The 25,580-nt window shown below is 38.3% G+C and carries 29 protein-coding genes, 1 pseudogene and 1 other annotated feature; of the genes and pseudogenes, 14 read left to right on the top strand and 16 right to left on the bottom strand.

Going from position 1 to position 25,580, the window contains the following annotated elements; translation table 11 throughout:
- Positions 1–22 precede the first annotated feature (22 nt).
- The 6 genes from CP366_RS01105 to pepF form a co-directional block, all read right to left on the bottom strand.
- Positions 23–499 (bottom strand): S-ribosylhomocysteine lyase, encoded by a 477-nt coding sequence (locus CP366_RS01105; protein ID WP_005718152.1) that lies wholly within the window; start codon positions 497–499, stop codon positions 23–25.
- A gap of 58 nt (positions 500–557) precedes the next feature.
- Positions 558–1,676: a 5-methyltetrahydropteroyltriglutamate--homocysteine S-methyltransferase gene (locus CP366_RS01100; RefSeq protein ID WP_089147706.1), complete on the bottom strand. Its 1,119-nt coding sequence runs from the start codon at positions 1,674–1,676 to the stop codon at positions 558–560.
- 216 nt (positions 1,677–1,892) lie between these two features.
- Positions 1,893–2,141 (bottom strand) — a binding site (T-box leader).
- Between the two features lie 115 nt (positions 2,142–2,256).
- On the bottom strand, positions 2,257–2,664 hold the full coding sequence (locus CP366_RS01095; protein ID WP_089143643.1) for a type II toxin-antitoxin system death-on-curing family toxin: 408 nt from the start codon (positions 2,662–2,664) through the stop codon (positions 2,257–2,259).
- A 3-nt stretch (positions 2,665–2,667) separates the two neighbouring features.
- Positions 2,668–2,883 carry an AbrB/MazE/SpoVT family DNA-binding domain-containing protein gene (locus CP366_RS01090; protein ID WP_005723825.1) on the bottom strand — a complete coding sequence of 72 codons (216 nt, stop codon included), beginning with the start codon at positions 2,881–2,883 and terminating at the stop codon, positions 2,668–2,670.
- Positions 2,884–3,030: 147 nt separating this feature from the next.
- Complete coding sequence (locus tag CP366_RS01085; protein ID WP_089145826.1) at positions 3,031–3,225, bottom strand: hypothetical protein; 195 nt, start codon at positions 3,223–3,225, stop codon at positions 3,031–3,033.
- Between the two features lie 58 nt (positions 3,226–3,283).
- On the bottom strand, positions 3,284–5,080 hold the full coding sequence (pepF, locus tag CP366_RS01080) for an oligoendopeptidase F (RefSeq protein WP_089147705.1): 1,797 nt from the start codon (positions 5,078–5,080) through the stop codon (positions 3,284–3,286).
- Positions 5,081–5,246: 166 nt separating this feature from the next.
- Between pepF and CP366_RS01075 the strand changes: the two genes are divergently transcribed.
- Together CP366_RS01075 and CP366_RS01070 are read left to right on the top strand one after the other, a co-directional pair.
- A complete protein-coding gene (locus CP366_RS01075) occupies positions 5,247–6,479 on the top strand; it encodes an LCP family protein (RefSeq protein ID WP_089147704.1) in 1,233 nt (410 codons plus the stop codon).
- Positions 6,480–6,544: 65 nt separating this feature from the next.
- Positions 6,545–7,234 carry a DUF554 domain-containing protein gene (locus CP366_RS01070; protein WP_089147703.1) on the top strand — a complete coding sequence of 230 codons (690 nt, stop codon included), beginning with the start codon at positions 6,545–6,547 and terminating at the stop codon, positions 7,232–7,234.
- Here the strand turns inward: CP366_RS01070 and CP366_RS10845 are convergent.
- Both CP366_RS10845 and CP366_RS01060 read right to left on the bottom strand, forming a co-directional pair.
- Positions 7,231–7,727, bottom strand: a pseudogene (locus tag CP366_RS10845) (PBECR4 domain-containing protein). The gene CP366_RS01070 and the pseudogene CP366_RS10845 sit on opposite strands and share 4 nt — an antisense overlap.
- A 374-nt stretch (positions 7,728–8,101) precedes the next feature.
- A complete protein-coding gene (locus tag CP366_RS01060; RefSeq protein WP_005722451.1) occupies positions 8,102–8,653 on the bottom strand; it encodes a GNAT family N-acetyltransferase in 552 nt (183 codons plus the stop codon).
- 144 nt (positions 8,654–8,797) lie between these two features.
- On the opposite strand from CP366_RS01060, the gene CP366_RS01055 reads away from it, so the two are divergent.
- From CP366_RS01055 to CP366_RS01040, 4 genes are read left to right on the top strand one after another with little or no spacing between them, the layout of a single operon-like run.
- Positions 8,798–9,178, top strand: a complete 381-nt coding sequence (locus tag CP366_RS01055; protein WP_089147702.1) for a hypothetical protein — start codon at positions 8,798–8,800, stop codon at positions 9,176–9,178.
- Positions 9,179–9,192: 14 nt separating this feature from the next.
- Positions 9,193–10,734 (top strand): ABC-F family ATP-binding cassette domain-containing protein, encoded by a 1,542-nt coding sequence (locus tag CP366_RS01050; protein WP_089147701.1) that lies wholly within the window; start codon positions 9,193–9,195, stop codon positions 10,732–10,734.
- A 10-nt stretch (positions 10,735–10,744) separates the two neighbouring features.
- Positions 10,745–11,515 (top strand): threonine/serine exporter family protein, encoded by a 771-nt coding sequence (locus CP366_RS01045; protein ID WP_013086907.1) that lies wholly within the window; start codon positions 10,745–10,747, stop codon positions 11,513–11,515.
- A gap of 2 nt (positions 11,516–11,517) precedes the next feature.
- Positions 11,518–12,003, top strand: a complete 486-nt coding sequence (locus tag CP366_RS01040) for a threonine/serine exporter family protein (protein WP_089145831.1) — start codon at positions 11,518–11,520, stop codon at positions 12,001–12,003.
- 196 nt (positions 12,004–12,199) lie between these two features.
- Here the strand turns inward: CP366_RS01040 and CP366_RS01035 are convergent, their stop codons facing one another.
- A complete protein-coding gene (locus tag CP366_RS01035) occupies positions 12,200–12,913 on the bottom strand; it encodes a C39 family peptidase (protein WP_089147700.1) in 714 nt (237 codons plus the stop codon).
- A gap of 116 nt (positions 12,914–13,029) precedes the next feature.
- Between CP366_RS01035 and CP366_RS01030 the strand changes: the two genes are divergently transcribed.
- On the top strand, positions 13,030–13,560 hold the full coding sequence (locus CP366_RS01030) for a hypothetical protein (protein ID WP_057726354.1): 531 nt from the start codon (positions 13,030–13,032) through the stop codon (positions 13,558–13,560).
- Between the two features lie 39 nt (positions 13,561–13,599).
- Here the strand turns inward: CP366_RS01030 and CP366_RS01025 are convergent, their stop codons facing one another.
- Positions 13,600–14,535 carry a ribonucleotide-diphosphate reductase subunit beta gene (locus tag CP366_RS01025; RefSeq protein ID WP_089147699.1) on the bottom strand — a complete coding sequence of 312 codons (936 nt, stop codon included), beginning with the start codon at positions 14,533–14,535 and terminating at the stop codon, positions 13,600–13,602.
- 2 nt (positions 14,536–14,537) lie between these two features.
- The gene (gene nrdI / locus CP366_RS01020) at positions 14,538–14,984 is read right to left on the bottom strand and encodes a class Ib ribonucleoside-diphosphate reductase assembly flavoprotein NrdI (RefSeq protein ID WP_023488188.1); all 447 of its coding nucleotides are present in this window, start codon (positions 14,982–14,984) and stop codon (positions 14,538–14,540) included.
- Positions 14,985–15,107: 123 nt separating this feature from the next.
- On the opposite strand from nrdI, the gene CP366_RS01015 reads away from it, so the two are divergent.
- On the top strand, positions 15,108–15,731 hold the full coding sequence (locus CP366_RS01015) for an LVIS_2131 family protein (protein WP_005722447.1): 624 nt from the start codon (positions 15,108–15,110) through the stop codon (positions 15,729–15,731).
- 55 nt (positions 15,732–15,786) lie between these two features.
- Here the strand turns inward: CP366_RS01015 and CP366_RS01010 are convergent, their stop codons facing one another.
- Together CP366_RS01010 and CP366_RS01005 are read right to left on the bottom strand one after the other, a co-directional pair.
- Complete coding sequence (locus CP366_RS01010; RefSeq protein ID WP_089147698.1) at positions 15,787–17,295, bottom strand: O-antigen ligase family protein; 1,509 nt, start codon at positions 17,293–17,295, stop codon at positions 15,787–15,789.
- 85 nt (positions 17,296–17,380) lie between these two features.
- Complete coding sequence (locus CP366_RS01005) at positions 17,381–17,683, bottom strand: DUF2187 domain-containing protein (protein WP_013086899.1); 303 nt, start codon at positions 17,681–17,683, stop codon at positions 17,381–17,383.
- Between the two features lie 95 nt (positions 17,684–17,778).
- Between CP366_RS01005 and CP366_RS01000 the strand changes: the two genes are divergently transcribed.
- From CP366_RS01000 to CP366_RS10840, 5 genes are all read left to right on the top strand, one after another.
- Complete coding sequence (locus CP366_RS01000) at positions 17,779–18,321, top strand: guanylate kinase (RefSeq protein ID WP_089147697.1); 543 nt, start codon at positions 17,779–17,781, stop codon at positions 18,319–18,321.
- Between the two features lie 172 nt (positions 18,322–18,493).
- On the top strand, positions 18,494–19,045 hold the full coding sequence (locus CP366_RS00995; protein WP_089147696.1) for a C40 family peptidase: 552 nt from the start codon (positions 18,494–18,496) through the stop codon (positions 19,043–19,045).
- A 270-nt stretch (positions 19,046–19,315) separates the two neighbouring features.
- The gene (locus CP366_RS00990) at positions 19,316–20,059 is read left to right on the top strand and encodes a C40 family peptidase (protein WP_005726403.1); all 744 of its coding nucleotides are present in this window, start codon (positions 19,316–19,318) and stop codon (positions 20,057–20,059) included.
- Positions 20,060–20,228: 169 nt separating this feature from the next.
- Positions 20,229–21,122: a C40 family peptidase gene (locus tag CP366_RS00985; RefSeq protein WP_180706855.1), complete on the top strand. Its 894-nt coding sequence runs from the start codon at positions 20,229–20,231 to the stop codon at positions 21,120–21,122.
- 425 nt (positions 21,123–21,547) lie between these two features.
- Complete coding sequence (locus CP366_RS10840; protein WP_233197954.1) at positions 21,548–21,691, top strand: hypothetical protein; 144 nt, start codon at positions 21,548–21,550, stop codon at positions 21,689–21,691.
- Positions 21,692–22,403: 712 nt separating this feature from the next.
- Here CP366_RS10840 and CP366_RS00975 read toward each other — a convergent pair.
- The 3 genes from CP366_RS00975 to CP366_RS11045 all read right to left on the bottom strand — a co-directional run bounded on the left by CP366_RS00975 (position 22,404) and on the right by CP366_RS11045 (position 24,984).
- The gene (locus CP366_RS00975; RefSeq protein WP_089147695.1) at positions 22,404–23,432 is read right to left on the bottom strand and encodes a hypothetical protein; all 1,029 of its coding nucleotides are present in this window, start codon (positions 23,430–23,432) and stop codon (positions 22,404–22,406) included.
- Positions 23,433–23,449: 17 nt separating this feature from the next.
- The gene (gene hflX / locus CP366_RS00970; RefSeq protein ID WP_089147694.1) at positions 23,450–24,715 is read right to left on the bottom strand and encodes a GTPase HflX; all 1,266 of its coding nucleotides are present in this window, start codon (positions 24,713–24,715) and stop codon (positions 23,450–23,452) included.
- Between the two features lie 143 nt (positions 24,716–24,858).
- Entirely contained in the window at positions 24,859–24,984 is a 126-nt protein-coding gene (locus tag CP366_RS11045; RefSeq protein WP_255404450.1) for a hypothetical protein, read from the bottom strand.
- A 110-nt stretch (positions 24,985–25,094) separates the two neighbouring features.
- Between CP366_RS11045 and CP366_RS00965 the strand changes: the two genes are divergently transcribed.
- Complete coding sequence (locus CP366_RS00965; protein WP_089146258.1) at positions 25,095–25,355, top strand: type II toxin-antitoxin system RelB/DinJ family antitoxin; 261 nt, start codon at positions 25,095–25,097, stop codon at positions 25,353–25,355.
- Positions 25,356–25,580: the final 225 nt, after the last annotated feature.

Here is a 25,580-nt window from a genome sequence, read left to right as displayed (position 1 = left end):
TTTTCAGTTAAACCTTTAAATTTTATTCAACCACATGTCTTTCAAATGGGTCATCAGAAATGCCTTCAGCCAAAATATCTCTTGACCATTGCTTAGCTGAGAATAATGAGTGGTCGCGATAATTACCACAAGATTCAATTGTCGTTCCTGGTACGTCTTCCCATTTAATGTTGTCACGGATTTCTTCTAATGACTCCTTAAGTGCCTTGGCAACTTCAGTAGTTGATGGGGTGCCCCAAACTAAAAGATGGAAGCCAGTCCGACAGCCAAATGGTGAACAGTCAATGTAGCCGTCAATTCGGTCACGTAAAAGACCGGCTAAAAGGTGTTCAATCGTGTGCAAGCCGCCAGTAGGAATGGCGTTCTTATTAGGTTGAACTAAACGCAAATCGAAGTTGCTAATCTGGTCACCTTTTTGGCCTTTTTCAACAGTGATTAAACGAACGTAAGGTGCCTTAACTTTAGTATGATCTAATTCAAAACTTTCAACTTTTCCCATGATTTTTTTCTCCTTTGTCTAAATCTATTTATCTTTATTTTAACTAGTTAATTGCCATTTAGCTCCAAACTTGCTTGGCAGTGTCGACAACCAACTTGATCTTTTGCCACTGGTCATCTTCGGTTAAAGTGTTGCCTTCTTCAGTTGAGGCAAAGCCACACTGTGTGCTTAAAGCGAGACTATTTAGTGGGTGGAATTCAGCAGCTTCTTTAATTCTAGCGATTAATTTTTGTGGATCTTCTAATTCTGCTTTTTTACTAGTTACTACACCTAAGACAACAAGTTTGTCGTTAGGAATTTGTGCAATTGGATCAAAACTGCCAGATCTATCATTGTCAAATTCAAGATAAAAGGCGTCGACATTTTCTTTAGCAAAAACGTAATCTGCTACTGGGCCGTAACCTCCTTGAGCTGCCCAAGTTGAGTGATAGTTACCGCGACAAATATGAGTTGATATTCGCAAATCTGTTGGCAAATCTTTGATTGCATCATTGTTAAGCTTCAAGTATTTTCTTTTAAGGTCGTCTAATGAAAAGTCATCTTGTAAATGACTTTTCCAATAGCGCTTATCTACAATCATACCCCAAGTACAGTCATCGAGTTTAATGTCGCGACATCCTGCATCGTATAAGGCTAAAATTAAGTCTCGGTATGCTTTAGAAATATCGGTGAGTAAATCTTCTTCTGAACTATAAATCTTTTTAAGTGCGGCAATATTTTCTTCTCCACGAACAAGTTCTGCGTAAAATTGTGCGGGAGCTGGAATACTTTGCCGTGGGATTACGTTAGCGCCAGTTTCATCGACAACCTTTTTTAAGTATTCAAATGATGAAAGATCTGGATGTTTACCAGTAAATTTAATTTTCCCCTCAACTTGGGCAGAGTCGTTACGAGTTTCTTCATCATGGAAGAAATAGCCGTGGGCCTGCTTAGTATGTTTAATACCCCCAAAGCCCCAGAAAGTATCGAGGTGCCAGTAACTTCTTCTAAATTCACCATCAGTTACGATTTTAAGACCATGATCAATCTCTTTTTGAACTAATTCTCTGATCTCTTTATTTTCAACATGAGTTAATTCTTCTTGCTTAATCTTTCCTTCTTCAAATTCTGCGCGAGCCTTTTTTAATTCTGCAGGTCTTAAAAAGCTACCAACGATATCGTAATGTAATTCCGTCATAATTTTTCTCCTTAGTTTTGCTTCGATGTTTTATTTAACGATGAAAAGTCCGATGATAATCAAGATCAACCAGACAAGGGTGCACATTCGATTAAATGCCTTTTTACTGATGATGATTCGTGAACTTGTAGTTTTGATAGGTTTATCCATTGTCTGGCTCCTTTCTGAAAAATTAAATAAGCAAAATAAAAAGCGCCCTTAGCATAGAACTTCTATGCTAGGGACGCCTAAGCGTGTTACCACCCAAATTCAAGTTAGCTTCCCAACTAACTCCTTACTAAGTGCTCCCAAAATTGGGAATACTCGGACGGGGTAACGATCGTCACTCGTAAATTGCTTACTTAACAGCTTGCTCTTTAAAATAGCTCCAAGACCATATTCGTTACTCTCGACTACATCGGCTTGCACCAACTCCGACTCTCTGCAGAAGTCTTAAGTAATTACTCATCTCTTCTAAGCTTTTATTAATTTAATTGTCATTATAATACGACGATGAAAAGAAGAAGTCAAGGAAATTTTTGAAAAATCAGGATCATTAACAAATAATCAGTATCAAATCTAGTGAAATGATACCGATTTTTTAATTTTCATGAATTACTTGGTTAATCCATTGGTAAATTTCTTGGTAATTTAGTTCATTGTCATCTATTTGAGCAATCTTTAAGATTTGATTTGCTAGATCTTGCCAATCACAGGTTAATTCATAAGAGTTTCGTCTTAAAAATAGTAAGAATGCAATTGCTGTAGTTCGTTTATTTGCATCTTCAAAAACATGCTTTTTAACTAATTTAATTAATAAAATCCCAGCTTTTTCAGCAAAAGACGGATATAATTCTTGTCCAAAACTAGTTTGCTTAGGTTGAGCAATTAAAAAATGAAGGGCTTCTGCATCCCTAACGTGAGGTTTTTGTCCCGTTGCACCTTCTCTTTGAATAACCCTTGCATTGATTACTAAAATATCCTTTTCTGTTAGATAATTGATCTTCATTGACTACTTATCCTTTAAGTACTCTAACATATCCCAGTAATCAGAGATTAAGCCATCTATTTCTTTTAAATTTTCAGAATTAGGACGGTCTGATTTTTTGATTTTTACTTCAACAATATCGCCTACTTTGAGATTTTGCTCTTTTACTTCCTTAGCTGGGATATTGATAGCTAAGGAAGAACCATTTTTAACGACCTTTTTATATAAAGTTTCAGCCATATTTTCCACCTTTTCTCGCACTATAATACTTATATACGTATTATACATATTGAGCGATAAATATGCCAAGCAATAAATCAAGATCATCAACAAAAAATCGATATCAAATCTCACGAAATGATATCGATTATTTTTATATGAGCGCGATTATTGATGATTTTCGTCAAAATCTTTTTGAGCCTGATAATTCTGTTCAAAGATTTCATAGCGCTTTTGTTCTTCGGTTAACTTTTGCTTTGCATACTGGGTAAGACTTGTTATATCTTGGTCAGCCTCATAAGTAATGTATTGAGCTTTATCGTCTTTTTCAATGATCAAGAATGGCATTTGAATGGTAAGCAAAGCGGACTAATACATCGTCAATGTATTTTTGTGAGTAATGAAGCATATTTATTTCTTCTTACTTCTCAATCAAATTCTCAAATTCATTCAACCGCTTTTCAAAAGTCTTGAATGCATCCTCCAAGTAGTCTGGCTTGGTCATGTCCACGCCGGCGCGCTTCATGATCTCAGTTGGGTAATCACTTGAACCAGCTTTAAGGAAACCAAGGTAGGCATCCCTCTCAGCAGGCGTTCCATGAACCACCTTGTTTGCTAATGCCGTTGCAGCCGCAAAGCCAGTCGCATATTGGTACACATAGAAATTGTAGTAGAAGTGTGGAATTCGTGACCATTCAAGCGCAATATCGCCGCCTGGTTCAACGCTATCGCCGTAATAATGCTGATTAATTTGACCATAAACATCGTCTAAAGTGTCAGCAGTCAGTGGTTCTCCTTTAGCATCGGCTTCGTGCAAGAATTGTTCAAACACGGCAAATTGAGTTTGACGGAATAAAGTGCCTTTAAATGAATCAAGGTAGTAATTTAAGATAAAGGCCCGCGTCTTAGAATCGGTAATGTGGTCTAAGAAATATTCGGTCAAAATATTTTCATTAGTAGTTGAAGCAATTTCAGCCACAAAGATTGGATAGTCGCCGTAAACGTAAGGTTGAGTATTGCGAGTGTACCAGGAGTGAACGGAGTGACCAGTTTCGTGGACTAAAGTATAAAGTGAATCGATGTTATCTTCCCAGTTGAGCAATTCATAAGGATCGGTATCATAAGCACCACCGGAGTAGGCACCAGTTACCTTGTTTTTAGATTCTATTGGGTCGATGACACGATTATTAAAAATATAGTCAACATGCTTCAAGTAGTCTTCACCAAGTGGAGCCAAAGCCTTTTTTGCTGTCTCTTTTGCTTCTTCGAAATTGTATGAAAGAGAAGGTCTTCCGGTTAGTGGCACATACATGTCCCACATTTGCAGATCCTTCAGGCCTAAGATCTTTTTACGTAGCGCAACATAACGGTGAAGTAAGTCTAGGTGTGAATCAACTTCCTGGATTAAAGTGTCATAAACTGCTACGGGTACGCCATTATCGGCTAAAGCAGCTTCACGAGCTGAATTATACTTGTGCACACGTGCGTTATAGTTGTGCTTTTTTACAACGCCAGACAAAGTTGAAGCCAAGGAATTTTGGAACTGTCCATAAGTGGCATAAAGTGTATCAAAGGCACCTTTTCTGACGTCACGGTTTTGTGATTGAATTAATAATGAGTACAAACCGTCGGACAATTGTTCCATATTGCCATCATCATCTTGGACGTAGCCGTATTCCATGTCGGAATTGGTCAAAACGTTAAAAGTATTTTCGGAAACGCCCAAAGCATCCCCAGCGTCAGCGATTAATTTTTCTTGTTCAGCTGGCAGGGTGTGAGGGCGCTTATTAGTAATCATTTCCAGGTAGTGAGCGTAATTCTTTAGTCTTGGTTCAGCTTGCTTAAATTCAGCTAGCTTGTCACTAGGGATGCTCAAGATTTCTGGGTTAATAAAACTAGTAGCGGCTTCAAATTGGTTAGCTAAGCTTTGCACTCGGCTGACGTAGCCTAGATAATGTGAATTAGCCGTATCAACATCACTGGACATGGTGGCATAAACATAAATATTTTCCACCTCGCGCTTAACGGCCAAAATCTTGGTTAAACCTTCGTACAAATCCTTGCCAGATTTTGCTAATGTGCCTTTTAATTCACCGAGTTGATCGACTTTTTCTTGGGCAGCTGCATAGGCTTGTTCCCATTCTTCATCATTTTTAAAAATTCGGGTCAAATCCCACTTAAGTTCTTCTGGGACTTCATTTCTGTTTGGTATCGCCATAATTTTCCTCCATAATTATTTCAATTTGTATACATCTTAGCTTGTTATGCTATTTTTCGCAAAAAATAAGTTATTATTAATTATCGGTATTTTTATTTTATCTAGAGACGAAAAGTGATACAAATAAACTAACTTCTATTAATTTCGAAGGGAAAAGATCAAAAGAATGGACCAAAATCCAAAACGAAGAGAAGATTATCGTGCTCGTCGTTCATCGCTTAATCTTCACCGTAATCGTGCATTTGCGGCAGATGCGTCAGCGTTAAGACCAGGGAATTTCTTGGCTCGACTAGTTGGAGTGGTAGCCTTGTTGGCTGTTTGCTTCGGCGTAGCCTGGACAGCGCATATGTATTTTACTGTTCACAGCGTGATTGATGGCAAAAACGGCGGCAATACTGCTACTTCAGCTAAAATTGCTAATCGACAGCCAATTTCAATTTTAGTATTGGGAGTTGACCAAGGAATTGAAGGCCGGCATGATCGGGGAAATTCGGATACCATGATTTTAGCAACGGCTAATCCGCAAAAGAACTCGGCAACGATGACCTCAATTCCACGTGACACTTTAGCAGATATTAAGGGCGATCCAGGCGACAAATACTTTATGTTCCGGGTGAACTCTGCTTATGAAATTGGTGGACACGAAGCAAGTATGAAGACGGTCTCGTCCATGCTTAATGTGCCAATCAACTATTATCTTGAAGTTAATATGAAGGCATTGAAGAGCTTAGTTAATGCAGTTGGCGGTGTTGACGTGAATGTGCCGTTTGACTTTTCATATGACTGGTGTGATTTCCACAAGGGTAAACAGCACTTGAATGGTCGGCATGCCGTAGCTTATGTGCGGATGAGAAAAGAAGATCCGCGTGGTGACTATGGTCGTCAGATGCGCCAGCGTCAAGTAATTGAGGCAATTGCCCACAAGGCCATGTCAGTTAATACCATCAGCAATTACCGCAAGCTAGTTGATGTCTTCAATAAGTATGTGAAAACTAATTTGACCTTCAACGATATGTTAAGCTTGGCGTTGAATTATCGTGGCTGTATTAAAAATATGAAGAGTAGCTATATTCAAGGTCATGATGCCTGGATTGATGGAGCCTCAATTCAAGTTGCTTCAACTAAGGAATTGCAAAAGACTTCTGATAGAATTCGCAAGAATTTGAATTTATCGACCCAAACGCTTAATAACGAGGAAACACGGCAGAATGAGTTGAATGATCAGAACAATCACATTAAGTGGGATGATCCGCAGGCTTTTACAAACTATCAGATTTATGATCAAAATCAGGATAAGCCAGCCGGCGGTTCTAATTCTGGCTATGGTGAAGGAAAAGGAACGGGCAGTTCGTCTAGTTCAAGTTCATCATCAAGCAGTGGTTGGCATTTTCACTGGTAAATAGAAAAAGTATCCGACAAGGATACTTTTTTTCTGCGGTAAAATAAGCTTAAGAGGTGAGAAGGATGATTGGAACAATTGTAAATACATTGGCTTTATTAGTAGGAACTAGTATTGGCTGTTTTTTGAAAAAAGGAATCAACAAACGATTTGAAGATGTGCTCTTTATTGCGATGGGTTTAGCAGCCTTAGGAATTGGCTGGGAAAATGTCACTAATAATATGCCCAAGAGTTATTATCCGGTTTTATTTATTGTCAGCTTAGCCCTTGGTGGTTTATGCGGCACGGCTTGGGATATTTCTGGTCATTTTGATCGCTTAGTAGAAAAGACGGGCAAATCAAACTTAGGCAAAGGTCTGGCCACCGAAATTTTGCTTTGTTGTATTGGTGCCTTGTCAATTGTGGGACCAGTAATTGCCGCAGTTAAGGTTGACTATACGATGTTGTTTACTAATGCAACGTTGGATTTTGTGACCTCGATGGTTTTTGGCGCAAGCTTTGGCTGGGGGATGCTCGTTGTTGCTCCAGTGCTATTTTGCTGGCAGGGTAGTATTTACTTGGTTGCTAAATTTCTGTCGGCTAGCTTTTTCACGGGTCCACTGGTAACCGAGATTTCTATTGTTGGTGGTTTTTTGATTGCCTGCTCTGGCTTGGCCTTATTAAAAATTCGTGATGTCAAAACGCTAAATTTTTTACCATCATTGTTAGTTCCAATTATCTTTTTCATTATTAAAGATCTGACTGGTTGGTTTTAGTTGAGAATAGTAATTTTACCAGTTTTTAGATCTCGAGATTCTATTTTTATTATTTTTTCTCCATTTGGAAAAGGATGAATAAATTTTAGATTTAATAAAGAGATAGGTATCATGTAGTTTTGATTATTTAATAGTGCAAGAGCTAGTATGCTTTTGTTGGTACGTATAGAGTGATCAAATTTTAAATATGTAAAATTACTGCGTCCTGTTAATCTTAAATGTGGTCCAAGCATTTCTTGAAATTGATTCATAATTTGTAATTTTTGAAAGGTAGACCCATCTTTTTTTATAAGTATTTTTTTGATTTGTATTTTTTGATCTAATGCATCATTAAAAATTTTCTTGGACCGTCGATATACGTTACTCCACACAAATGCATAAAATTATCTCTTCTAGCAGTAAGTTCGATTTTTTTATTCTTAGTAGTGTAGATAATGGTTTTGTTTACAAAGTGTTTGCTGTAAAAGTCAGCATTATCATAAATAATCGACATATAACGACGTAATTGTCCGATTTCTTTTAAATTTGCGTTTTTAAATAAGTTGCGATTCATCTCTTTTTTCTCCAATAAAAAAGAGTTCACAAACTCGTGAACTCTTAAGTCGGTTTAATTTTGGTGTCTGCCACCAGCTAAGCCCTTATGTCTTAGATATATAATATCAGGTTTATTTTGGTCCCTGCGACCCGTCAGGCCCTTATGTCCTGCATTAGAATCAGATTGACCATGAGCCGACCACTCATTGATGCTAAGCATCGTATAACATAATTATATTTGAGTTTGTTTTGGTAGTAAAGTGTTAAGATTCCAAACACTTGTTTTATTAGTTTACCTAATATTTAACGCAATGACAAGCGAACAAAGTAGTTTTAACGTCGAATTAATCTAAAAATTTGGCCGTCATAGCCATTAATTAATTTTGGCTCAATCCCCATTAATTTAAAACCGCAACGCTTTGCGACATTGCTGCTCTTGTCATTGCCAACGGCAACGAGCAGATCAATGTATTGCAAGTTCAATTCACTAAAGGCATATTGGCATAACGCCGTTACACTCTTAGTAACAATGCCGCGGCCTTGATACTTGCTAGCAAGCCAATAGCCAATCTCGGCTTTTTTATTTGGCACTAGCTTATGCAAGTCGATCATGCCGCTAGGTTCGCCATTGACTAAAATAGTGAGCACAAGCATCGTCTGCTGGGACATTTTGGTTTGAATTTGCTTAATAAATTTTGCTTCATCGTTAGCTGAGTGCATTTGATCAGCCCAGGCTAGCCATTGACCTAATTGCTTTCGATCGCGGACAACAGCTTGATAAAGTGCCTCAGCTTGCGTAATTTGAGGCAAAACTAGTTCAATCTTTAAGTCCTGTTGTTGAAAACGAAGTGGGAAAAAATAGTATTTTTGCTTTTCTTGGCTCATTTTTCTTCTTTCTTCGTGCAATTTCATTTTTGCTAAGTATACTTAACTTATGTAAAAAATAATGAAAACGTCGTATCTTGCAAACTTTAACAATTTTTGCTAAGTTCGTAAAGTTACTAGGTCTCAATTAGGAAGGAAAAGATTATGCAAAAGAAAGAAAAAGAATCAATATTTCCAGTTATTTACGGCATAATTTCAGCTCTAATTTCTTTTATTGCCGTATTTTTTATTTGCTTGCACAGCTTTAGAATGAATTTGCAGCTATCAATTATTATAGCTGGTGTTTTTGCCATCTTTTTCTTCGGCTTGTCTTATTTCAGAGGACATGCTTCAGTCGAAATTAAGCGTATTGTTTATAAATATAAGCTGACCGACCAAGAATTGGCTAAAATCACCGGTATGAAGGCCAGTGATTTTCCAATTTATCACGACCATTTGCAATTAATTTTGCCTAAACGCTATTGGCCTCGTGTGCTTGATGCGCTACAAAATTATGAAAAAGAACACGAATCAGCTGAACAATAATTAAGGGATGAAAAATGAGTTTATTAACTGTTAAAGATTTAAGCCAGAGTTTTATTGATAAAACTTTATATGAAGATGCCAACTTTGTGCTTAACAAAGAAGACCATATGGGGGTTACTGGTCAAAATGGTGTTGGTAAGTCAACGTTAATTAAGATTTTAACGGGTGAAATTTTGCCCGATGATGGTCAAGTAACTTGGCAAAATAAAATTGATGTTGGTTATTTGGACCAGTATGCCAAATTAGCACCTGGCGTAACAATTCGTAGCTTTTTGCGGACGGCGTTTGATCAATTATTTCAAAAAGAAAAAGAGTTGAATGATCTGTATGCCAAATATGCCGAAAACGGGGACGAAGCCCTGTTAGAAAAAGCCGGCAAGGTACAGACTTATTTAGAAGAAAATAATTTTTATGACATTGATACTGAGATTGAACAGGTTGCGTCAGGATTGGGCTTAGCCGATCTGGGCTATGACCATGATGTTTCAAAGTTATCTGGTGGTCAGCGCTCAAAAATTATTTTGGCTAAATTACTTTTGCAAAGTCCAGATGTCTTGGTACTAGATGAACCGACTAACTATCTGGATGTCTCTCACATTGATTGGTTAGTTGATTATTTGAATAATTTTGATGGTGCGTTTATCGTGGTCAGCCATGACTATGACTTTTTAGGCCGAATCACTAACTGCATTATCGATATCGATTTTGGCATAATTACCCGTTATACAGGAACGTTGAAGCAAGCCTTGCGGCAAAAAGCAGCCAACCGTGAGACCTACTTGAAGGCTTATGCTAACCAGCAACGCAAGATTGCTAAGACTGAGGCCTATATTCGCAAGAACAAGGCGGGTACACGTGCTAAGAGTGCTAAGTCACGGGAAAGGCAGCTGGCGCGGATGGATGTTTTGACACCGCCAAAAAACAACCGCAAGGCACGCTTTGAATTTCCATATGTTGCGACTGCTTCTAATTTGTTGCTACAGACGCAAGATTTGGTCATCGGTTACGACCATGCTTTGGTCAAGTCAGCCTTCAATTTCTCTGTTGGTGGGGATGAAAAAGTGGCGATTACTGGTTTTAACGGAATTGGTAAGACTACCTTGCTTAAGACATTGTTAGGGCAATTAAAGCCAATTTATGGTTCATATGAGTTATCTGTTACTGCAAAGTTGGCTTACTTCAAGCAAGATCTAACCTGGCCTAATAGCAACATGACTCCACTCCAATATTTACAAGAAGAATTTGAACGCAAAAAGCCAAAGGAATTGCGACAAGCGCTGGCACGCATGGGCTTAACTGCACAACAAGCAATGAGTCCGCTAAAGGAACTTTCTGGTGGGGAACAGGAAAAAGTAAAATTAGCTAAGATGCAGTTTGAACCAGCTAATTTGCTTTTCCTTGATGAACCTACTAATCACTTGGATAACGATACCAAGGATGCTTTGAGAAAAGCGATTGTTAACTTCCCAGGCGGAGTCATTATTGTTAGTCACGAACGTGACTTTTTCCGCGGTGATTGGATCGACAAGACCATCGATATTGAAACTATGAACTGAGGCTAAAACTATGTCTGAGAAGCGGGATGTCCAATTTTATCAAGAAGTAATGGATATTTGTTTAACTGCGGGCCGACTAATGATCGAAGGCGGGAGCGAAATGTATCGGGTAGAAGATACAATGCTCAGAATTGCTCGCAATGCCGGAATTGATGATCCGCGTGTTTTTGCGACGCCAACCTGTGTTTTCATGAGCTTAGATGGTGGCAAGCTAAGTCAGATGAAACAAATTCGTGATCGCAACATCAATTTGGAATTAGTAGACCGGGTTAATGACTTGTCGCGCCAATTTGCAGTTGAAAAAATCACTCTTTCTGAATTAAAAGAAAAGATTGCTTTAGTATCACAAGCACCTACTTTCCCAATGTGGCTCCAGGTATTGGGAGCTGCTGTATTGTCTGCTACCTTGATGGTTTTGTTTATGGATAATTACGACTGGGTTGATTTCCCAGGTGCTGCCTTAGTAGGGGCTGTTGGTTTTTGGTCGTATTATGAGTTTAAAAAATATACTAAGATTCGTTTTTTATCAGAGCTAATTGCAGCAATGGTCATGGGGATCTTGGCAGTATTACTCAATCATTTTAATCCACAAATGATTACTGATAATATTTTGATCGGCGCTCTGATGACTTTAGTCCCAGGCTTGGCAATTACTAATGCTTTGCGAGATCTATTCATGGGAGATTTATTATCAGGGATTATGCGAATGTGCGAGGCTGTGTTAACCGCTTTAGCTTTAGGCGGTGGAGTTGCACTTGTACTTAAATTCATAGGAGTATAAAAATGCCACTTTGGTTAGAAATTATTATTAATGTCATTTTTTCTTATGTAGCTTCGGTGGGTTTTGCATTAACTATTAATATACCTCATCGCGATCTTCACCTGTCAGGAGTCAGTGGCACAGTGGGCTGGATGGTATATTGGACTTGCTTTAATTTGGGATTTGGGCGAATGATTTCAAATTTAATTGGCGCCTTTTTGATAGGTATTTTGGGCTTGTGTTTTGCACGCATTAAAAAAAGTCCAGTGACGGTCTTTAATATTCCTGCCTTAGTACCGTTAGTCCCGGGCGTGCCTGCTTATCAAGCAGTACGTGCTTTAGTTGTGGGGGATTATAGTCAAGGAGAGAATTTGCTTCTACGAGTAGCAATTGTTACTGGTGCTATTGCTTTAGGTTTCATGTTATCGACTATGTGTACTGAAGTTTTTTATAAATTTAAATATCGTCATTTTAAAAGTGCTAGACTGTACATCAAACATAAAAAATAGTACAATTACTGACTGACGAGTCGATTAATGAACGCGAGATGCGTATATTTATGAGATAGAGGACATCCGCCTTAAGTGGCAAGCACGGGAAGTGCTGATGTTGGACGCACTGATGTGAACAGTTTAAACGTCCACATATGCTTTGAGCATGTGCCTTGAGTTAAAAGGACAAGCCTTCGTGGCTTGCCCTTTTTTGTTATTTGATGTAAAGTGCCTGTCGTCCTTGCTGGTCATAACTCAATTCTAAGTTATGCCAATTAACCGGTTGGTTTTTAATACCGTAAGGATTATTAACATAGACGAGCTTCTTTGGCTTGTTGTATCCCGTGATCACGCAGGCATGTGATGACGGTGTAACGTTGACTTTACCAGTATTGGTTTCCCATGTTTGCATATTGTTAACATGATTAAAAGTGGTTGTGGTAATGATCAGCACGGGATGCCCATCGGAGATTAACTTGAGAATCGCTAAAAAATTGCTGCCAGAGGCATCTTCTATGTGGCTGGTATATTTACGTGCAACATCAAATAAAGGCCCGTGATAAACGCACCAGCCAGCATTAGCGACAGACATATGGCCGACAAAGCCTTGATTGGGGTTGCCGCGATATTTACCGTTGTTGGTGAAAGAATCAACATGAGCAATATTATCGGCGAGATCATATTTGTTAACCTTAATGTCATAGTAATTCAGTAACATTGATAGGCTAGTAACCTCGCAGCCGTTGGGTAGATCGGGCAGTTGATTTTCTAGCGGGACATTGAGCCGCTGTTCTTCCTTCATTTTCATCCAATTAATTTCATTATCGATTCTATTTTTGTTAAAAAGGTAAATCAATCCTATAATGAGAATTAACGTAATGGGAATGAGTAAAAATAAATACTTAAGATCAAATTTTTGCTTTTTCATAGTGTCATTTTAACAAATAAAAAGCTAAAAATACTGAATTGAATCCTTAAAAAGGATGACAAAAAATTTTTTTGTAGTATTTTGTAATTATAACCAATGAAAAAGGAAAGTTTATTTTGGAAATTAATTTAAAAGATCTCAACGAAAAAATTGAAAATCAAGATTATATTCAAGATCTTGAAACAGTTAAATATGCCGACATTAGCAAGTCGAAGAGCAAAATCAAGCCGTATGCTGAAAAGATGGTCAAGGAAGTTATCGCTGCTTTTAAGCATAATTCATTGATCCAAACGCAACTAGCAGTGACGGGTCAGCGGCCGGCTACTTTTGCCTTGGAGACAAATATTATCAATTTGCCTTATAGCAATTACAAACGAGTTGCTAACTTCTTTGAAGAGGGTAAGGAATATCCTTTAAATGTTTACTTTGAAACGCGCTCTGAATACGTTAATGTTTCAGGCTTTAGAATTGATCAATTAGCCAGTGAAGCAGAGATCGAACAAGATCCAGCGAAGATTGTTGATCAACTGGTGGAGGCAATTATTGAAAAGCTAACCACAATACGTGAATATAAGAAGCCTGAAAAAAAGGAAGCAGAAAAGAAAACCGCTACTAAAAAGGCAACCAAGAAAACTACTAAGAAGTAAAAAAAGACGCAACCGAATTTTCGATTGCGTCTTTTGTAATTATTTAATTTCTTTAAACTTAGTCAGCGAGTGATCGTTAGTGTAGAAGAAGAAGTCTTCAAGCACTGCATTCTTGATGACCCCTTTTTCAATAATAGGGTTGATTGAATCAGAAGTGTCAGGATACTTGGCTGAAAAACCTAGGTTGAGGTAGGCCTTGTTGACACTGTAGTAGAAATAGTGCGTAACATCATCGATCCAGTCAGTGCCCTTGTACATTAACTCAATGTGCTTCTTCTCATTATCAATTAGCACATCGTACAAGTTATCGATCCATTCTTTTAGCTCTGCTTGCTCAGTTTTACCTAATTTTTGGTAGCCTAAGCGGAACTTGTAACCAGGATAAATTCCACCAAATGAAGTGCCACGTAAAGCTAACTTAACAATTTCAGCTGTTCGTACCATTTTGCCTTGTCCGAATAAATAAAGCGGAGCGTAGAAGGCAGAATGATAGAGAGCTGTCTCTAGGATAACGTTAGCTGCCTTCTTTTGTAGTGCATCCCCGCCTTGGTAGATTTTATTCAAAATCCGAATCTTCTTTTGCAGGTAAGGATTGTCATCAGCCCAGTTAATAACGTCTTTTGCTGTATTTGAGTCCGTCAACTCGTTGATAACGTAGCTGTAGCCTTTATTGGCAATAGATTCCAAATATTGCAAGGCATTCAGCACAGCTGCTTCCTCTGGTGTGATGGCATCTACCTTAATTTGCTCTAGCCCATTTTTCATTTGGAGTCCAGATGAAAAAGATAGTGCTCCGAATGCCTGAAGCAAGGCATCTTGCACCGGCTTGTCTAATTGTAAAAATTCTTTTTTATCTTCTCTAACTGGAACATTACGGGGTTCCCAGATAATATCATTCAGGCGGGACCAAGCAGATTTGTCAACCCGGTCCTCCATGTCATTCCAGTTAATTGCTTTGTAATATTTTTCAGTCATATTTAATCTCTAAAATCACTCAAAAAGCTGATATTCCCACGTAATTCCTTAGGCTTTTGGACTTGCTTAGTACTCTCACCAGCAGAAAGATCGTGTACGATTTTTCGTACATTTTTGACATCTTGGTTAGTACCACTAAATTCCAAAAGATACAAAATAGGCACTTTCAATGTTGCCGCGATCTTTTTGGCAGTTTGAGCAAAGAGGTCGTTAAAGTTTCGGTTGCCACAACCGATAATCCCTATAATATTTTTTTTGTTATCTTTATACGTTAAAAAATCAACGACTGAATCCATCATGAAGTCCTGATATGAGGGTACGATTAAGATATAAGATTTTCCCATATCATACTTAGGGTTGGCATCGTCGATTTGATGGGCCGAAAGTTGAGTTTTCTTAATAAAACGTTCCGTTTGCCCAGTAATTGAATAAAAAGCTATTGCTACCATAATGTTCCCTAATAAATCTAATGTACTAGTAAGATCTTCTCACTATTTAACTAAGTATTCAATTATTATCCTATTCAAATTTTACTTTTTTTACCATATAATTGAAAAAAAGGAGGACGACATATGTTTAGCTGGAATATCATTGGGATCTTAATTTGGGTTGCCATCATTCTTTATTTAGTTTTTATCGTCCAAAACATTCGTCAAAGACGAATCAAGATGATTATCAAACAGCATAAACGCTTTAGTTGGCCGAATATGGCTCTTAATATTGTGGAAATTGTAGTACTTTTATTAGCTGCAGGTTGGATGTTTAATCAGACCTTTATGGACAATCCAGACCTGGAAGATGCAAACCGCATTACTTCAAGCGTGAAGTATGAGCCACTGATAATGCGTACAGGTGCGGGAAATTCAAGCTATGTAACGATTAATTCTGCTAAGAAGAGATATGGCTCACAAACTTATACTTTTTATCGCGATGGCAGCAAGGTCACGATTGGTAGTGACTATGCCTCGATTGCTTATGGTAACACTGCGCTTGATGTGAATGCCGAGAAGATTCCTTATGTAAAAAAGGAATTGGCTAAAATGGATAAAAAGTATCAACGGGCTTACGTGGCAATTTATACGGCTAAGTACAAGCGGAATTGGCAAAATGGAATCGGGATGCATGCAGGTCATTTAGCAACTCGGTACTACTTAATTCGGGTGCCAGATTCAAGCTTTATTAAGCAAGAAAAATAATGTTTAAAAACTAAGAAAAAGTTAGGCAAGCAACTACCTAACTTTTCTTTTATGATTAATTTTCTTTTCTGGTTACGCTAGCTAACAAGCTGCCTTCAACGAAAGCCAGGATGAAGCTAGCCGTTAAGAAGTCCATTACGTTACCTGACGAGAATGCTGCGAAAATCATAAAGGCGATTGAAAGCAACATTGAGCTGATCAAATAAGTCCGCTTTTCTTTGTTCATTAGCCACTTGATTAAAGCGTAGAGCAGGATAATGACATAAGGCCCAATGAACAATAGCATGCCGATCCAACCAAGTGAATAAATTTGACTAGTGAAATCACGTTCAAGGTTGAAAATGTTGGTTTCTCGTGTGTAAGAAATGCCCAGGAACTTGTCGAGTCGATTATTGTTAGTCTTCACAACTTGATCAAGCATCGCTTTTTCTACATGTCGATTTTGCATTCTAGCGGTGCCTGGCTCGTTCATGATTTTGAGCCAAAATTCAGGATCGTATTTATAAGGGTAGCTTTTAAAAACAAACTTCTTATTTAAGGCGTAATCTTGATGATGATTGCCGATGAAATTCGTTAAAAATTCCTTGCGCTGTTTACCTTGAGGATATTTTTTTAAGCCAGCATTTAATTCTCGCTTGGCCTGTGTCAAAGAATCATCGGATTGCTGAGCCAAATATTTTTCATAATTATAGCGCTGGATTGCTGGACCAAGGGGGATGATGGCAAAGGTGCCAGCTTCGATTAAAAGCGCCACGATAATGGCTTTGCCGTTTTTGTTAACATCCTTAACAATAAATAAGTGGAAAACATACAGCAAAATACTGATAATCACGCCACCGATTAAACCGATGAGGGCCACTTTGGTTCCTAACTCGATCATCGCTAAAGCTTGAACTACGTTCAAAGTGACGATTTTCCAGTTAAAACGACTGAACATGAAGTAAAGCATCAGAGGCACCAGCATAAAGAGTACGGCTGATACCATGTTGGCAAAATTGAAGAAGCCTTTGGAGGCCATATGGGAGTAACCGATATTGGGGTTAACAAACCATTCAAAAATATTAGCGCTAATCGGGCCTGTCTCGTAGCTTCTAAGCGAAATGACAAAAAGATTGGTAATGACAATTGTAAATGAAAAAAGTCCGCTGATGCCTTCGATAACGTGTCTGAATTGCTCCTGACTGAAATTCAATTCTTTTGTAAAAAAGATTACCATCAGAGGTAAAAGCATTCTAATGAGATAAAAAATTTCGCTTACGGTTGAATAATTGTAGTCATTAGGATTAATGCTGTTAAAGTTTTTGACGTGGATTAAGTGAATAATCGAATACAAAATTAGTAGGGCTAAATATAGAATTAACCACTTGTCTTGCCCTAATTTTTGCCAATTTTGCTTTTGACTGAAAAACATACAGAAAATCACAAAAACAGCTAAAATTCGGATAATCGTAGGTAGAGTAAATGGTAAAACTTCCGCTAATTTACCGTTGTAGAACCAATAAAGGTCTAAAAAGGGCTGGATTAAAATAAACCAAAATAAAACAGTTCGCGTTTTTTCTTTCATAAAATATTTCCTCTCGTATCGATGTCCTAATTTTAGGCAAAAAAATAGCTCGCGTAAACATTGCGCGGGCTATTTTTGTCAAATTTTACTTCTTGTCTGCTTCTTTTTTATCGTCGTTCTTCTTGGCAATTTTTTCAATCTTAACTTCATTAGTTGAAGCAGTCTTACTGTTCTTGGCAGCGCGAGCAGTCTTTAAATGCTTGAAGTTAACTACAATCTTATTGTTCAAGTCGCTGATAGCAGTGGCGTCAACGGGATCGTATGAAGTAATTGCAAGCAATGCGGAATTTTCGTAGATCTTTTCAACTTTGCCTTGGAATGGCTTCTTAAGTTCTTCTTCTGATTTGGCACCAACGATTGCACCAACTTTTACATCTGCTTTTTTCATCTATAATTCTCCCTTCCGAGAAAAAGTTTTAGTCTTTTATAACACAAGAATGCTATTATAAAAAAGCAACATTTTCAAGTGGGGAGAATCAGGTTTTGAAAAAAATAATTCTTATTGCAGGACCTAGTGGTGCTGGCAAGACGACTGTTTCAGAATATTTAACTGAAAAATATGGTATTCCACGCGTATTAACGCATACCACGCGGCCGATGCGATCAGGCGAAAAACAAGATGTGTCATATCATTTTGAAACAGACGAAACTTTTGCACAGCTGCACTTTTTTGAGCATATTAAGTACGGCTCTTATCAATATGGCTCAAGTCGAGAAGCTTTGAATTTAGCTTGGAAAAAAAACGACTTAGTTTCTCTAATTGTCGATATCAAAGGCGTTTATACCTATATTCAGCAATTGGGTGACAAAGTCTATTTCCTTTATATAACAACATCTACCAAAAAAGAGCTAGAAGAGCGTTTGCTCAAGCGCGGTGATGATCCAAGTAAGATTAAAGAAAGACTTAGTGGTAGTGAATTAAATGCATTGCCAGCTGATCTGAAAAATTACGCTCATGTATTAATTAACGACAATTTAACAAAGACAAAAAGTGCTCTCGATGCACTGATAGCAAAGCTTCGCTAGCTTTTTGGGTCTTCTCTTTTTTACATAAAATGTGTTTTTTAACAAGGTTTCTTAACGCGATGGTAGCTCTTTTGAAACATTCGTGTAACATTCAATCGGTATTATATAAAACGTCAATTGATTTAAGAAATCAAAAAAACAATTTAGTAATTTTTAGAGGAGACAATTAATTTTGAATTTTAGACGTACTTTAGTAAAATACACCGCAGCTTTATCAGTATTCTTTGCCGGTATCTCAGCTATCAATGTTCCATCAACTGTTCACGCTGATGACGTTGAAAACACTACTGTAACTACTAACAACTCAATTTCAGATCTTGAAACTACTAAACCTGACTCAAGTTCAGTTAAGCAAGAATCAGCTGCTACTAAGAAGCGTAATGCAGTTGTTAAGCTTGTTAAGAAGCAAATCGGCAAGCCTTACATTTACGGTGCTGCTGGTCCTAGCGGTTTTGACTGCTCAGGCTTAACTACTTACGTTTTCAAGAATGCTATTAACAAGACTTTGCCAAGAACTACTTACGGTCAAATTACTCTTGGTAAGACCATTTCAGTTTCAACTAAGAAGCTTAAGAAGGGTGACTTATTATTCTGGGGTAACTACCATGTAGGTATCTACGTAGGTAACGGCAAGTTTGTTCACGCTCCAGCTCCTGGTCAAAATGTTAAGGAACAAACCTTAGCTTCATTTTACCCATCATCAGCTAAGCGTGTAATCGACTAATTGCGTTAGTCTTCCTAAAAATAAAATATCTAATTAAGATAGTTAGGGAAATCTCCCTAGCTATTTTTCTTTTTGACGGAAACGTAATATTTATTAAATCAGTATTACTTTTGTAACACTACTGTAACATTAGGACATTATTATAGATTTTGTTAAATACGTTAAAGAAATTTAAAGATTTTTCGATGAATTAATATTTTCGTTACCAGCTTAAGTAATAAATTCTAAGAATGCTTATATATATATAGTGAAAACATATAGGAGAATTTGATGAATATTAAGAGCAATTTCGTAAAAGTTACCGCAGCTGCTGCATTAACTCTGACCGGTGTAGCTGCAGTAAATGTCATCAAGCCAGATTCAACTAATGCTACTGTTCAAGCTGCTACTACCAAAGTAAAGATTAACTACATTGCAGGTTATGGAATTAACATCTGGGACAACTACAATGGCGGTCACTTTACTGGTCAACGTGCTCAACATGGTACTACTTGGAATGTTTTTGACACCAAGACTGATAAGAAGGGCCGTACATGGTACCAAATTGGTGATAACCAATGGATTTTAGCTCAATATACTGTTGATGCTAGTTCAGATAAGGCTCAAGCAGTTAAGAAAGCTAAAAAGGCTAAGAAGTCAGTTCAAGCAACTGGTGATGCTTCAGCAGTTATTACTTTGGCTTCAGCACAATTAGGCAAGTCCTATGTTTGGGGTGGTACAGGAACTAACGGTTTTGACTGTTCAGGTTTGGTACAATATGTTTACTCTAACGCTGCTGGCGTGAAGTTGGGTAGAACTACTTATGATCAAGTTAAGCAAGGATCAACCGTTTCTATGGATAATCTTCAACCGGGTGATTTGCTTTTCTGGGGTAGTGCAAGTGCTCCATATCACGTAGGTATCTATGTTGGTAACAACCAATACATCCACGCTGCTACACCAGGTCAAGGCGTAATCAAGCAAACTTTGAGTTCATACTTCTACCCAAGTGTTGCTAAGCGTGTTTTAAATTAAGATAGTAAGTAATGAAGACGGATTCCAGTGATCCGTCTTTTTTGTAATATTGTAATGTTCCAATTTGCTTCTTGAGGTAGGACATGCAATAATGAAGGCGTTACATAGTAAGAGTGGGTAATTTTAGGTGAAAAGTTTTCACCTGTTTCGCTACCAAGGGGATTCAATTATGAAACATAATTTTTTTAAAGTGGGAGCGGCTGCAGCCCTGACCGTTACGGGTGTTTCCGCAATCACATCAATGAAAACTGTTCGTGCAGCTAATTTTACTGCGATTAAGCAAGTTAAGATTAGCTATTTACCAGGTAAGAGCCTGAATATTTGGACCAACTATGAGAATGGTCAATTCATGGGCTACCGTGCTAAGGACGGCACGGTCTGGAATGTAGCTGAGACTGCACTCGATAAGAAGGGCAACTTGTGGTACAAGGTTGGAACGCGTGAATGGATTGAAGCGCGTTATACCGTAGATGTTACTGCTGGAGAAAAAGCAGAAGTATCGCAAGCACCAACTGTTAAGAAAACGGAAGCTAAGCAGACAAAGACTACTGTTAATAAGAAGACAGCGGCAGTAGCTACTAAAACGGCTACTCAGAAGAAGGCTGAAAAGATAGCTAAGGTGAAGAAGGCTAAGCAAATTGTTAATACGGCAATCAAGAAGACCAGCCAAAATACTAACCAAACTTCTTCAACGCAAGCTACTAGTAAGGCCGCTTCAATCGTTGCTTTAGCTAAGCAACAAGTAGGCAAGAATTACGTTTGGGGTGCAGAAGGTCCGGATTCATTTGACTGTTCTGGCTTAGTACAATATGTTTACCAAAAAGCTGCTGGTGTTAACTTGCCAAGAACAACTTATGATCAAGTTAAGGTTGGTCAAACTGTTTCATTGAACAACTTGCAGCCAGGTGACTTAGTCTTCTGGGGTTCAACGACAGCTCCATACCACGTTGCAATTTATGTAGGAAACAATCAATATGTAGACGCAGCAACACCGGAGCAAGGTACTATTTTGCAAACGGTATCGAGTTACTTTACACCATCGATTGCTAAGAGAGTGTTATAGAAAAGTAATTTGGAATAATCTTAGGCAGGCGATTAATGCGCTTGCTTTTTTTGTATTGATAAAAGTTTTCACTAGACTGAAAAAATCTGCTTTTTTGTCATAATTTTCTCTGTACTGAAAGTTTTTAGATTTTTTGCCATAGTTTTCAGTGTGGAGAAAATTATGGCAAAAATTAAAGAAGGGATTAAAATGACACCCATCAAGACCGTTTAAGCAGAGCCATGTCCAGAAATTCAACGCAGTATACTCACCTTTGCAGCGAGTATATTAAGCAAGCGGTAAATGCGTTCTTAGGACAAATAATGTCAGTTGAATAGATTTGACATCATGACCTAATATTTTCTGACATTATTGATTTTCTAACTGAATAGCTTAATAAGTAGCGGTATAATTAAAGCCGATATTAATTAGAAGGGATGGATTGAATGGCGAAGAGACACCAATATCTTTGGTGTTTGGTTGAATTGCCTAACGGTAAATGTGAATGGTACTGCATTTCTAAGGTATTGCGCAAGGCCTTACTTTTGGAAAAAATTATCTGCATAATCGATACTGGCGCAATACTTTAATTGGTAGCTACCTCAATGTTGCTCGCACGCGTTATCATCATGATCGGGCAATTATTACAGTAGGAAGGGTAATCCGAGTGAAAATTTTATATTATCCTACTCAGGATTGGCATTGGACACGCAATCAATTCATTGCGGCTAGCCAACTGGAAAATTTTACAACCGCCTATAATTATATGAAGCACAATTATGCTTGGTATAACAAGCTATTGATTCATCATGCGTTACGTCATTGGCGTAGAATAAGCGCTTCTAAACATTGCAATAAATTCTAAATCATATTAAAATAATAAAAGAAAAGGAGCTAGCGAGTACCAGTCGCTAACTCCAATCGTAACTTAAGATGACTGTTGTTTCGGCTAATCCTTGTGATTAGCTTTTTTTGTTATCGCATACGCAATAGCCAAACGAATAGCGAAAAAGCCTAAGGCATTCAGCACAATCGCAATAGCGATAGCCCAAGCAATCATTTGGAAGCCTACTTCTCCAGTCTACCCAATTATGCATAGCTTCCACCTCCATAACTTAAGAATTGATCGAGGGGTGTGTAGCCATGCTAAAGTTACTAAGTCTTAGCGGTAGCTAACCGCTGCAATAGACCTGAGTATTATTTTACATGAAGATTGTTGAACAGACTACAATATTTGTTACTATCTAAAACGGCTCAAGCAGGATGTACAACTGCTTGAGCCGTTTTGCATATCAACGTATTTCATTTTCGATGCTTTACAATCTGTTTATTTTTCAATGTGCTATTTTGCCTGAAAAATCTGAAACTGTAGCTATAATGTTTGCCGATTTGTACACGGTACTTGTGCGTGTTGATTAACTTGGTTTTGCCAGGTCGGTAAGTGATCGTTGTTGTGTAGCCGTCACCGTAAAAAGTGATGCCGAAGTTGCGCACCTGTGTCGCTTGCCGCTTTTTCTTGGTGGTCAAATCCGTGATGTAAATTTTCGGCTGACCAGAAATTCGCTCGGTTGTTGAGTAAGACCATGGCGTTTTACCACCAACTAATTCGTAGGGAAAAACGCCGGCAGCTGGATAAACGATTCGGCTTTTCACAGGCTGACGCAAAATATCATCAGCAAATAGTCCATGTTCAACAGAATACAAGACATTATTTGCAGTGCCATAAGCTGCGCCGATTCCCATTCGGGTTGCTCGCGTCGACAGGATCATACCACGGTGACCAATGTTGCCATTACCTGCAATATTATTATCTTCACGTATCAGATCGGTAACGATCTCGCCAGCCGTGGTTCCGCTAGTTGATTCTGAAAAATTGATATTGCCCAATGTGGTATTTTCCGCTGTATCCCAGTCAGTATCACTGATATAGCCAGGCTTGACGTAACCTTGTAAGCCGTGAGCTCGCAGATTTTGCTCCGCGTTAACTGAAGCTAGCGCTGCAGCACCAAGTTGTGCGTTAACGTTATCATTAGCATAGTTAGCGTCATCAGGCAGTCCAACCAATGAGCGGTAATAATTAACATAAGCTATTGAAGTTTTGATGTAATCAGGGTCAAGCACTCCTGCTGAAAAAGGAATACCAAAATTTGGCTGCACGGCAAAGAGCGTAGCCTGATTGTAATTTTTCTGGCTCAAACGATGATAGCTTTTTTGAAAAGTGCGCACCTTTTTTGCCTCACTAGCACTATATTTAGCAGCCATTACAGGCGTGTTAGTAGGAACTAACAAAAATGTGAGGGCAAAAAGGAACAGCAGATTATGTTTTTTCATATTTTTTCTTAGTCTAGTTAGGCCAAATATTGACGGAAGCGTCCTTGGTCGTCGGGCGCGATGTTCGCTTCGATGTGTACGCCATCGTCTTGGTAGTCTTCACATAAAACTTGGGCGTGATCATGCAGGTAAGCCAGTTCCTTACCCGCGCTTAGTGGCAGGATCAAGTCAAACTTTTCATAGTTGGCAAAAACGCGCTTGGTGATCAAGTCGGCCAGTAGTTTGATCGATTTTGGATCGATGGCGGAATAAAGAATGTCGTTGCCTTCGATCTGTGGGTAATTGCGATCAGTCTTATCAGCCTTGTTGTAGGCGGTAATCATCGGAATTCCCTTAACGCCAATTTCATCCAAAACGTTCTGTGTTGTCCGAATCATTTGCACCATGTTCGGGTCAGAGGCGTCAACAACGTTGATTAATAAATCAGCATCACGCGTTTCTTGCAGAGTAGCCTTGAAAGATTCGACCAAGTTGTGGGGCAGTTTAGAAATGAAACCGACAGTGTCAGACAGAATGAAGCTAAAGTTGTCTTTCAAGTCGATCCGCCGCACACTGGTGTCAAGCGTAGCAAAAAGCATGTTTTTAACGAAGACTTCCTTGTCGGCTCCTTCTTTAGAAAATTCACGCAATAGTCCGTTCATTGTGGTTGATTTACCGGCATTGGTGTAGCCAACGAGAGCGACTTTAGGGATGCGACTTTGGTTGCGTCGTGCCGCTTTGATTTCTTCCTGGCCGGCAACAGCCTTCAATTCCTTCTTGATAGCCGAAATTTGCTTGCCAATTGTCCGCCGGTTCAACTCTAGTTTACTTTCACCGGCACCACGGTTAGCGAAGCCACCACCACGCTGCTGGTCCAAGTTGTTCTCGGAGGGATGGAGACGCGGCAATTCATATTGTAAACGTGCCAGTTGCACTTGTAATTTAGCTTGTTTAGTTCGAGCGCGGCTGGCAAAAATTTCCAGAATTAATTCCGTGCGGTCAATAACTCGCATTTTGGTTAATTTTTCTAAGTTGCGAATTTGTACGGGAGTCAATTCGTCATTAAGGACTAAAACTTTTGCTTTTAAGCCTTGAGCCATAGTTCTAATTTCATTGATTTTGCCGACACCGAAGTAAGTTCCGGCAACAATTGATTCTGCATTTTGAAAACTTTGTCCAACTACTTCCATGTTGTTGGCTTCAGTCAAGTTGGCCAGCTCGGTCATGTAGTAGTCGAAGTTTGGGTCGTTTAAGTTTACGCCCGCGATATATGCTTTTGTCTTTTTAGGTTGATTATCAATCATAAAAACACCTCGTTATTTGTTGTTAAGTTTATTGTATTACAGATCCATATAATAAGGAAAGAAGTCGAATTGATTGGAAAGAGGTAGAAAAAAAGCGGTCAAATGACCACTCGTAAGATGTGTTTTGAAGGATGCAAGTAGAATTATTTATTTTTATGCTGATCTTTCTTATTCACTACTGCTATAGTTCGTGTAACTACTTCAACTTCATTAGGCTTGCCTTGAAAATATGTTTCAAATTCTTTAATTGATTCTTCAATATTTAGCATAATTAATCAACTCCTATCAATACTTAACATAGTTGTAGATGCTTTTTGCTAGTTTAGTCTTATTTATATGATACAATGTAAGTACAATGTAAGGCAAGGTGATAACAACAATGAAAGATACAAAGATTACAGCTCGTATGGATCCTGAATTAAAGAACGAGGCTGAAGAATTATTGGCGGATATGGGATTGAATTTTTCGGTTTGGATTAACATAGCTACGAAAGCTTTAGTTAATGAAAGAAAAATTCCATTTGAAGTTAAAGCAAGTCCTTTTTACAGTAATGAAAATATGAATGTACTTAAGACCAGGTATGAAGAATATAAAAAGGGGACTTCAATTTCTCATCACAAGCTTCTGGAGGATAATTGATGACTGTCAGATGGAAAGATGAAGCTTGGAATGAGTATGTAAACTGATAAAATTAAAGTAAGGAACAAACATACATAGAAAATACATTAACTCTGTAGCATGCATTCCATTTTTGAGGGATGCATTTTTCATTTCTACTCAAAGTATTTGCCGTATGTAAGCCTTTTAAGGCCTGGTCAAAATACATCCTTGAGTATATAATAGTAACGGTTATAAGATTAAGAG

Source organism: Lactobacillus sp. UMNPBX15 (assembly GCF_002553785.1).
GTDB lineage: Bacteria > Bacillota > Bacilli > Lactobacillales > Lactobacillaceae > Lactobacillus > Lactobacillus crispatus.
The sequence above is the reverse complement of the archived record's forward strand: the minus strand, read 5'-3'. Positions and strand labels throughout refer to the sequence as shown.

Excerpts from the sequence above, each read along its gene's own strand:
- CP366_RS01105 (WP_005718152.1), bottom strand. The coding sequence starts at position 499 with ATGGGAAAAGTTGAAAGTTTTGAATTAGATCATACTAAAGTTAAGGCA.
- CP366_RS01100 (WP_089147706.1), bottom strand. The coding sequence starts at position 1,676 with ATGACGGAATTACATTACGATATCGTTGGTAGCTTTTTAAGACCTGCA.
- CP366_RS01095 (WP_089143643.1), bottom strand. The coding sequence starts at position 2,664 with ATGAAGATCAATTATCTAACAGAAAAGGATATTTTAGTAATCAATGCA.
- CP366_RS01090 (WP_005723825.1), bottom strand. The coding sequence starts at position 2,883 with ATGGCTGAAACTTTATATAAAAAGGTCGTTAAAAATGGTTCTTCCTTA.
- pepF (WP_089147705.1), bottom strand. The coding sequence starts at position 5,080 with ATGGCGATACCAAACAGAAATGAAGTCCCAGAAGAACTTAAGTGGGAT.
- CP366_RS01075 (WP_089147704.1), top strand. The coding sequence starts at position 5,247 with ATGGACCAAAATCCAAAACGAAGAGAAGATTATCGTGCTCGTCGTTCA.
- CP366_RS01070 (WP_089147703.1), top strand. The coding sequence starts at position 6,545 with ATGATTGGAACAATTGTAAATACATTGGCTTTATTAGTAGGAACTAGT.
- CP366_RS01060 (WP_005722451.1), bottom strand. The coding sequence starts at position 8,653 with ATGAGCCAAGAAAAGCAAAAATACTATTTTTTCCCACTTCGTTTTCAA.
- CP366_RS01055 (WP_089147702.1), top strand. The coding sequence starts at position 8,798 with ATGCAAAAGAAAGAAAAAGAATCAATATTTCCAGTTATTTACGGCATA.
- CP366_RS01050 (WP_089147701.1), top strand. The coding sequence starts at position 9,193 with ATGAGTTTATTAACTGTTAAAGATTTAAGCCAGAGTTTTATTGATAAA.
- CP366_RS01045 (WP_013086907.1), top strand. The coding sequence starts at position 10,745 with ATGTCTGAGAAGCGGGATGTCCAATTTTATCAAGAAGTAATGGATATT.
- CP366_RS01040 (WP_089145831.1), top strand. The coding sequence starts at position 11,518 with ATGCCACTTTGGTTAGAAATTATTATTAATGTCATTTTTTCTTATGTA.
- CP366_RS01035 (WP_089147700.1), bottom strand. The coding sequence starts at position 12,913 with ATGAAAAAGCAAAAATTTGATCTTAAGTATTTATTTTTACTCATTCCC.
- CP366_RS01025 (WP_089147699.1), bottom strand. The coding sequence starts at position 14,535 with ATGACTGAAAAATATTACAAAGCAATTAACTGGAATGACATGGAGGAC.
- nrdI (WP_023488188.1), bottom strand. The coding sequence starts at position 14,984 with ATGGTAGCAATAGCTTTTTATTCAATTACTGGGCAAACGGAACGTTTT.
- CP366_RS01015 (WP_005722447.1), top strand. The coding sequence starts at position 15,108 with ATGTTTAGCTGGAATATCATTGGGATCTTAATTTGGGTTGCCATCATT.
- CP366_RS01010 (WP_089147698.1), bottom strand. The coding sequence starts at position 17,295 with ATGAAAGAAAAAACGCGAACTGTTTTATTTTGGTTTATTTTAATCCAG.
- CP366_RS01005 (WP_013086899.1), bottom strand. The coding sequence starts at position 17,683 with ATGAAAAAAGCAGATGTAAAAGTTGGTGCAATCGTTGGTGCCAAATCA.
- CP366_RS00990 (WP_005726403.1), top strand. The coding sequence starts at position 19,316 with ATGAATATTAAGAGCAATTTCGTAAAAGTTACCGCAGCTGCTGCATTA.
- CP366_RS00985 (WP_180706855.1), top strand. The coding sequence starts at position 20,229 with ATGAAACATAATTTTTTTAAAGTGGGAGCGGCTGCAGCCCTGACCGTT.
- CP366_RS10840 (WP_233197954.1), top strand. The coding sequence starts at position 21,548 with ATGGCGAAGAGACACCAATATCTTTGGTGTTTGGTTGAATTGCCTAAC.
- CP366_RS00975 (WP_089147695.1), bottom strand. The coding sequence starts at position 23,432 with ATGAAAAAACATAATCTGCTGTTCCTTTTTGCCCTCACATTTTTGTTA.
- hflX (WP_089147694.1), bottom strand. The coding sequence starts at position 24,715 with ATGATTGATAATCAACCTAAAAAGACAAAAGCATATATCGCGGGCGTA.
- CP366_RS11045 (WP_255404450.1), bottom strand. The coding sequence starts at position 24,984 with ATGCTAAATATTGAAGAATCAATTAAAGAATTTGAAACATATTTTCAA.
- CP366_RS00965 (WP_089146258.1), top strand. The coding sequence starts at position 25,095 with ATGAAAGATACAAAGATTACAGCTCGTATGGATCCTGAATTAAAGAAC.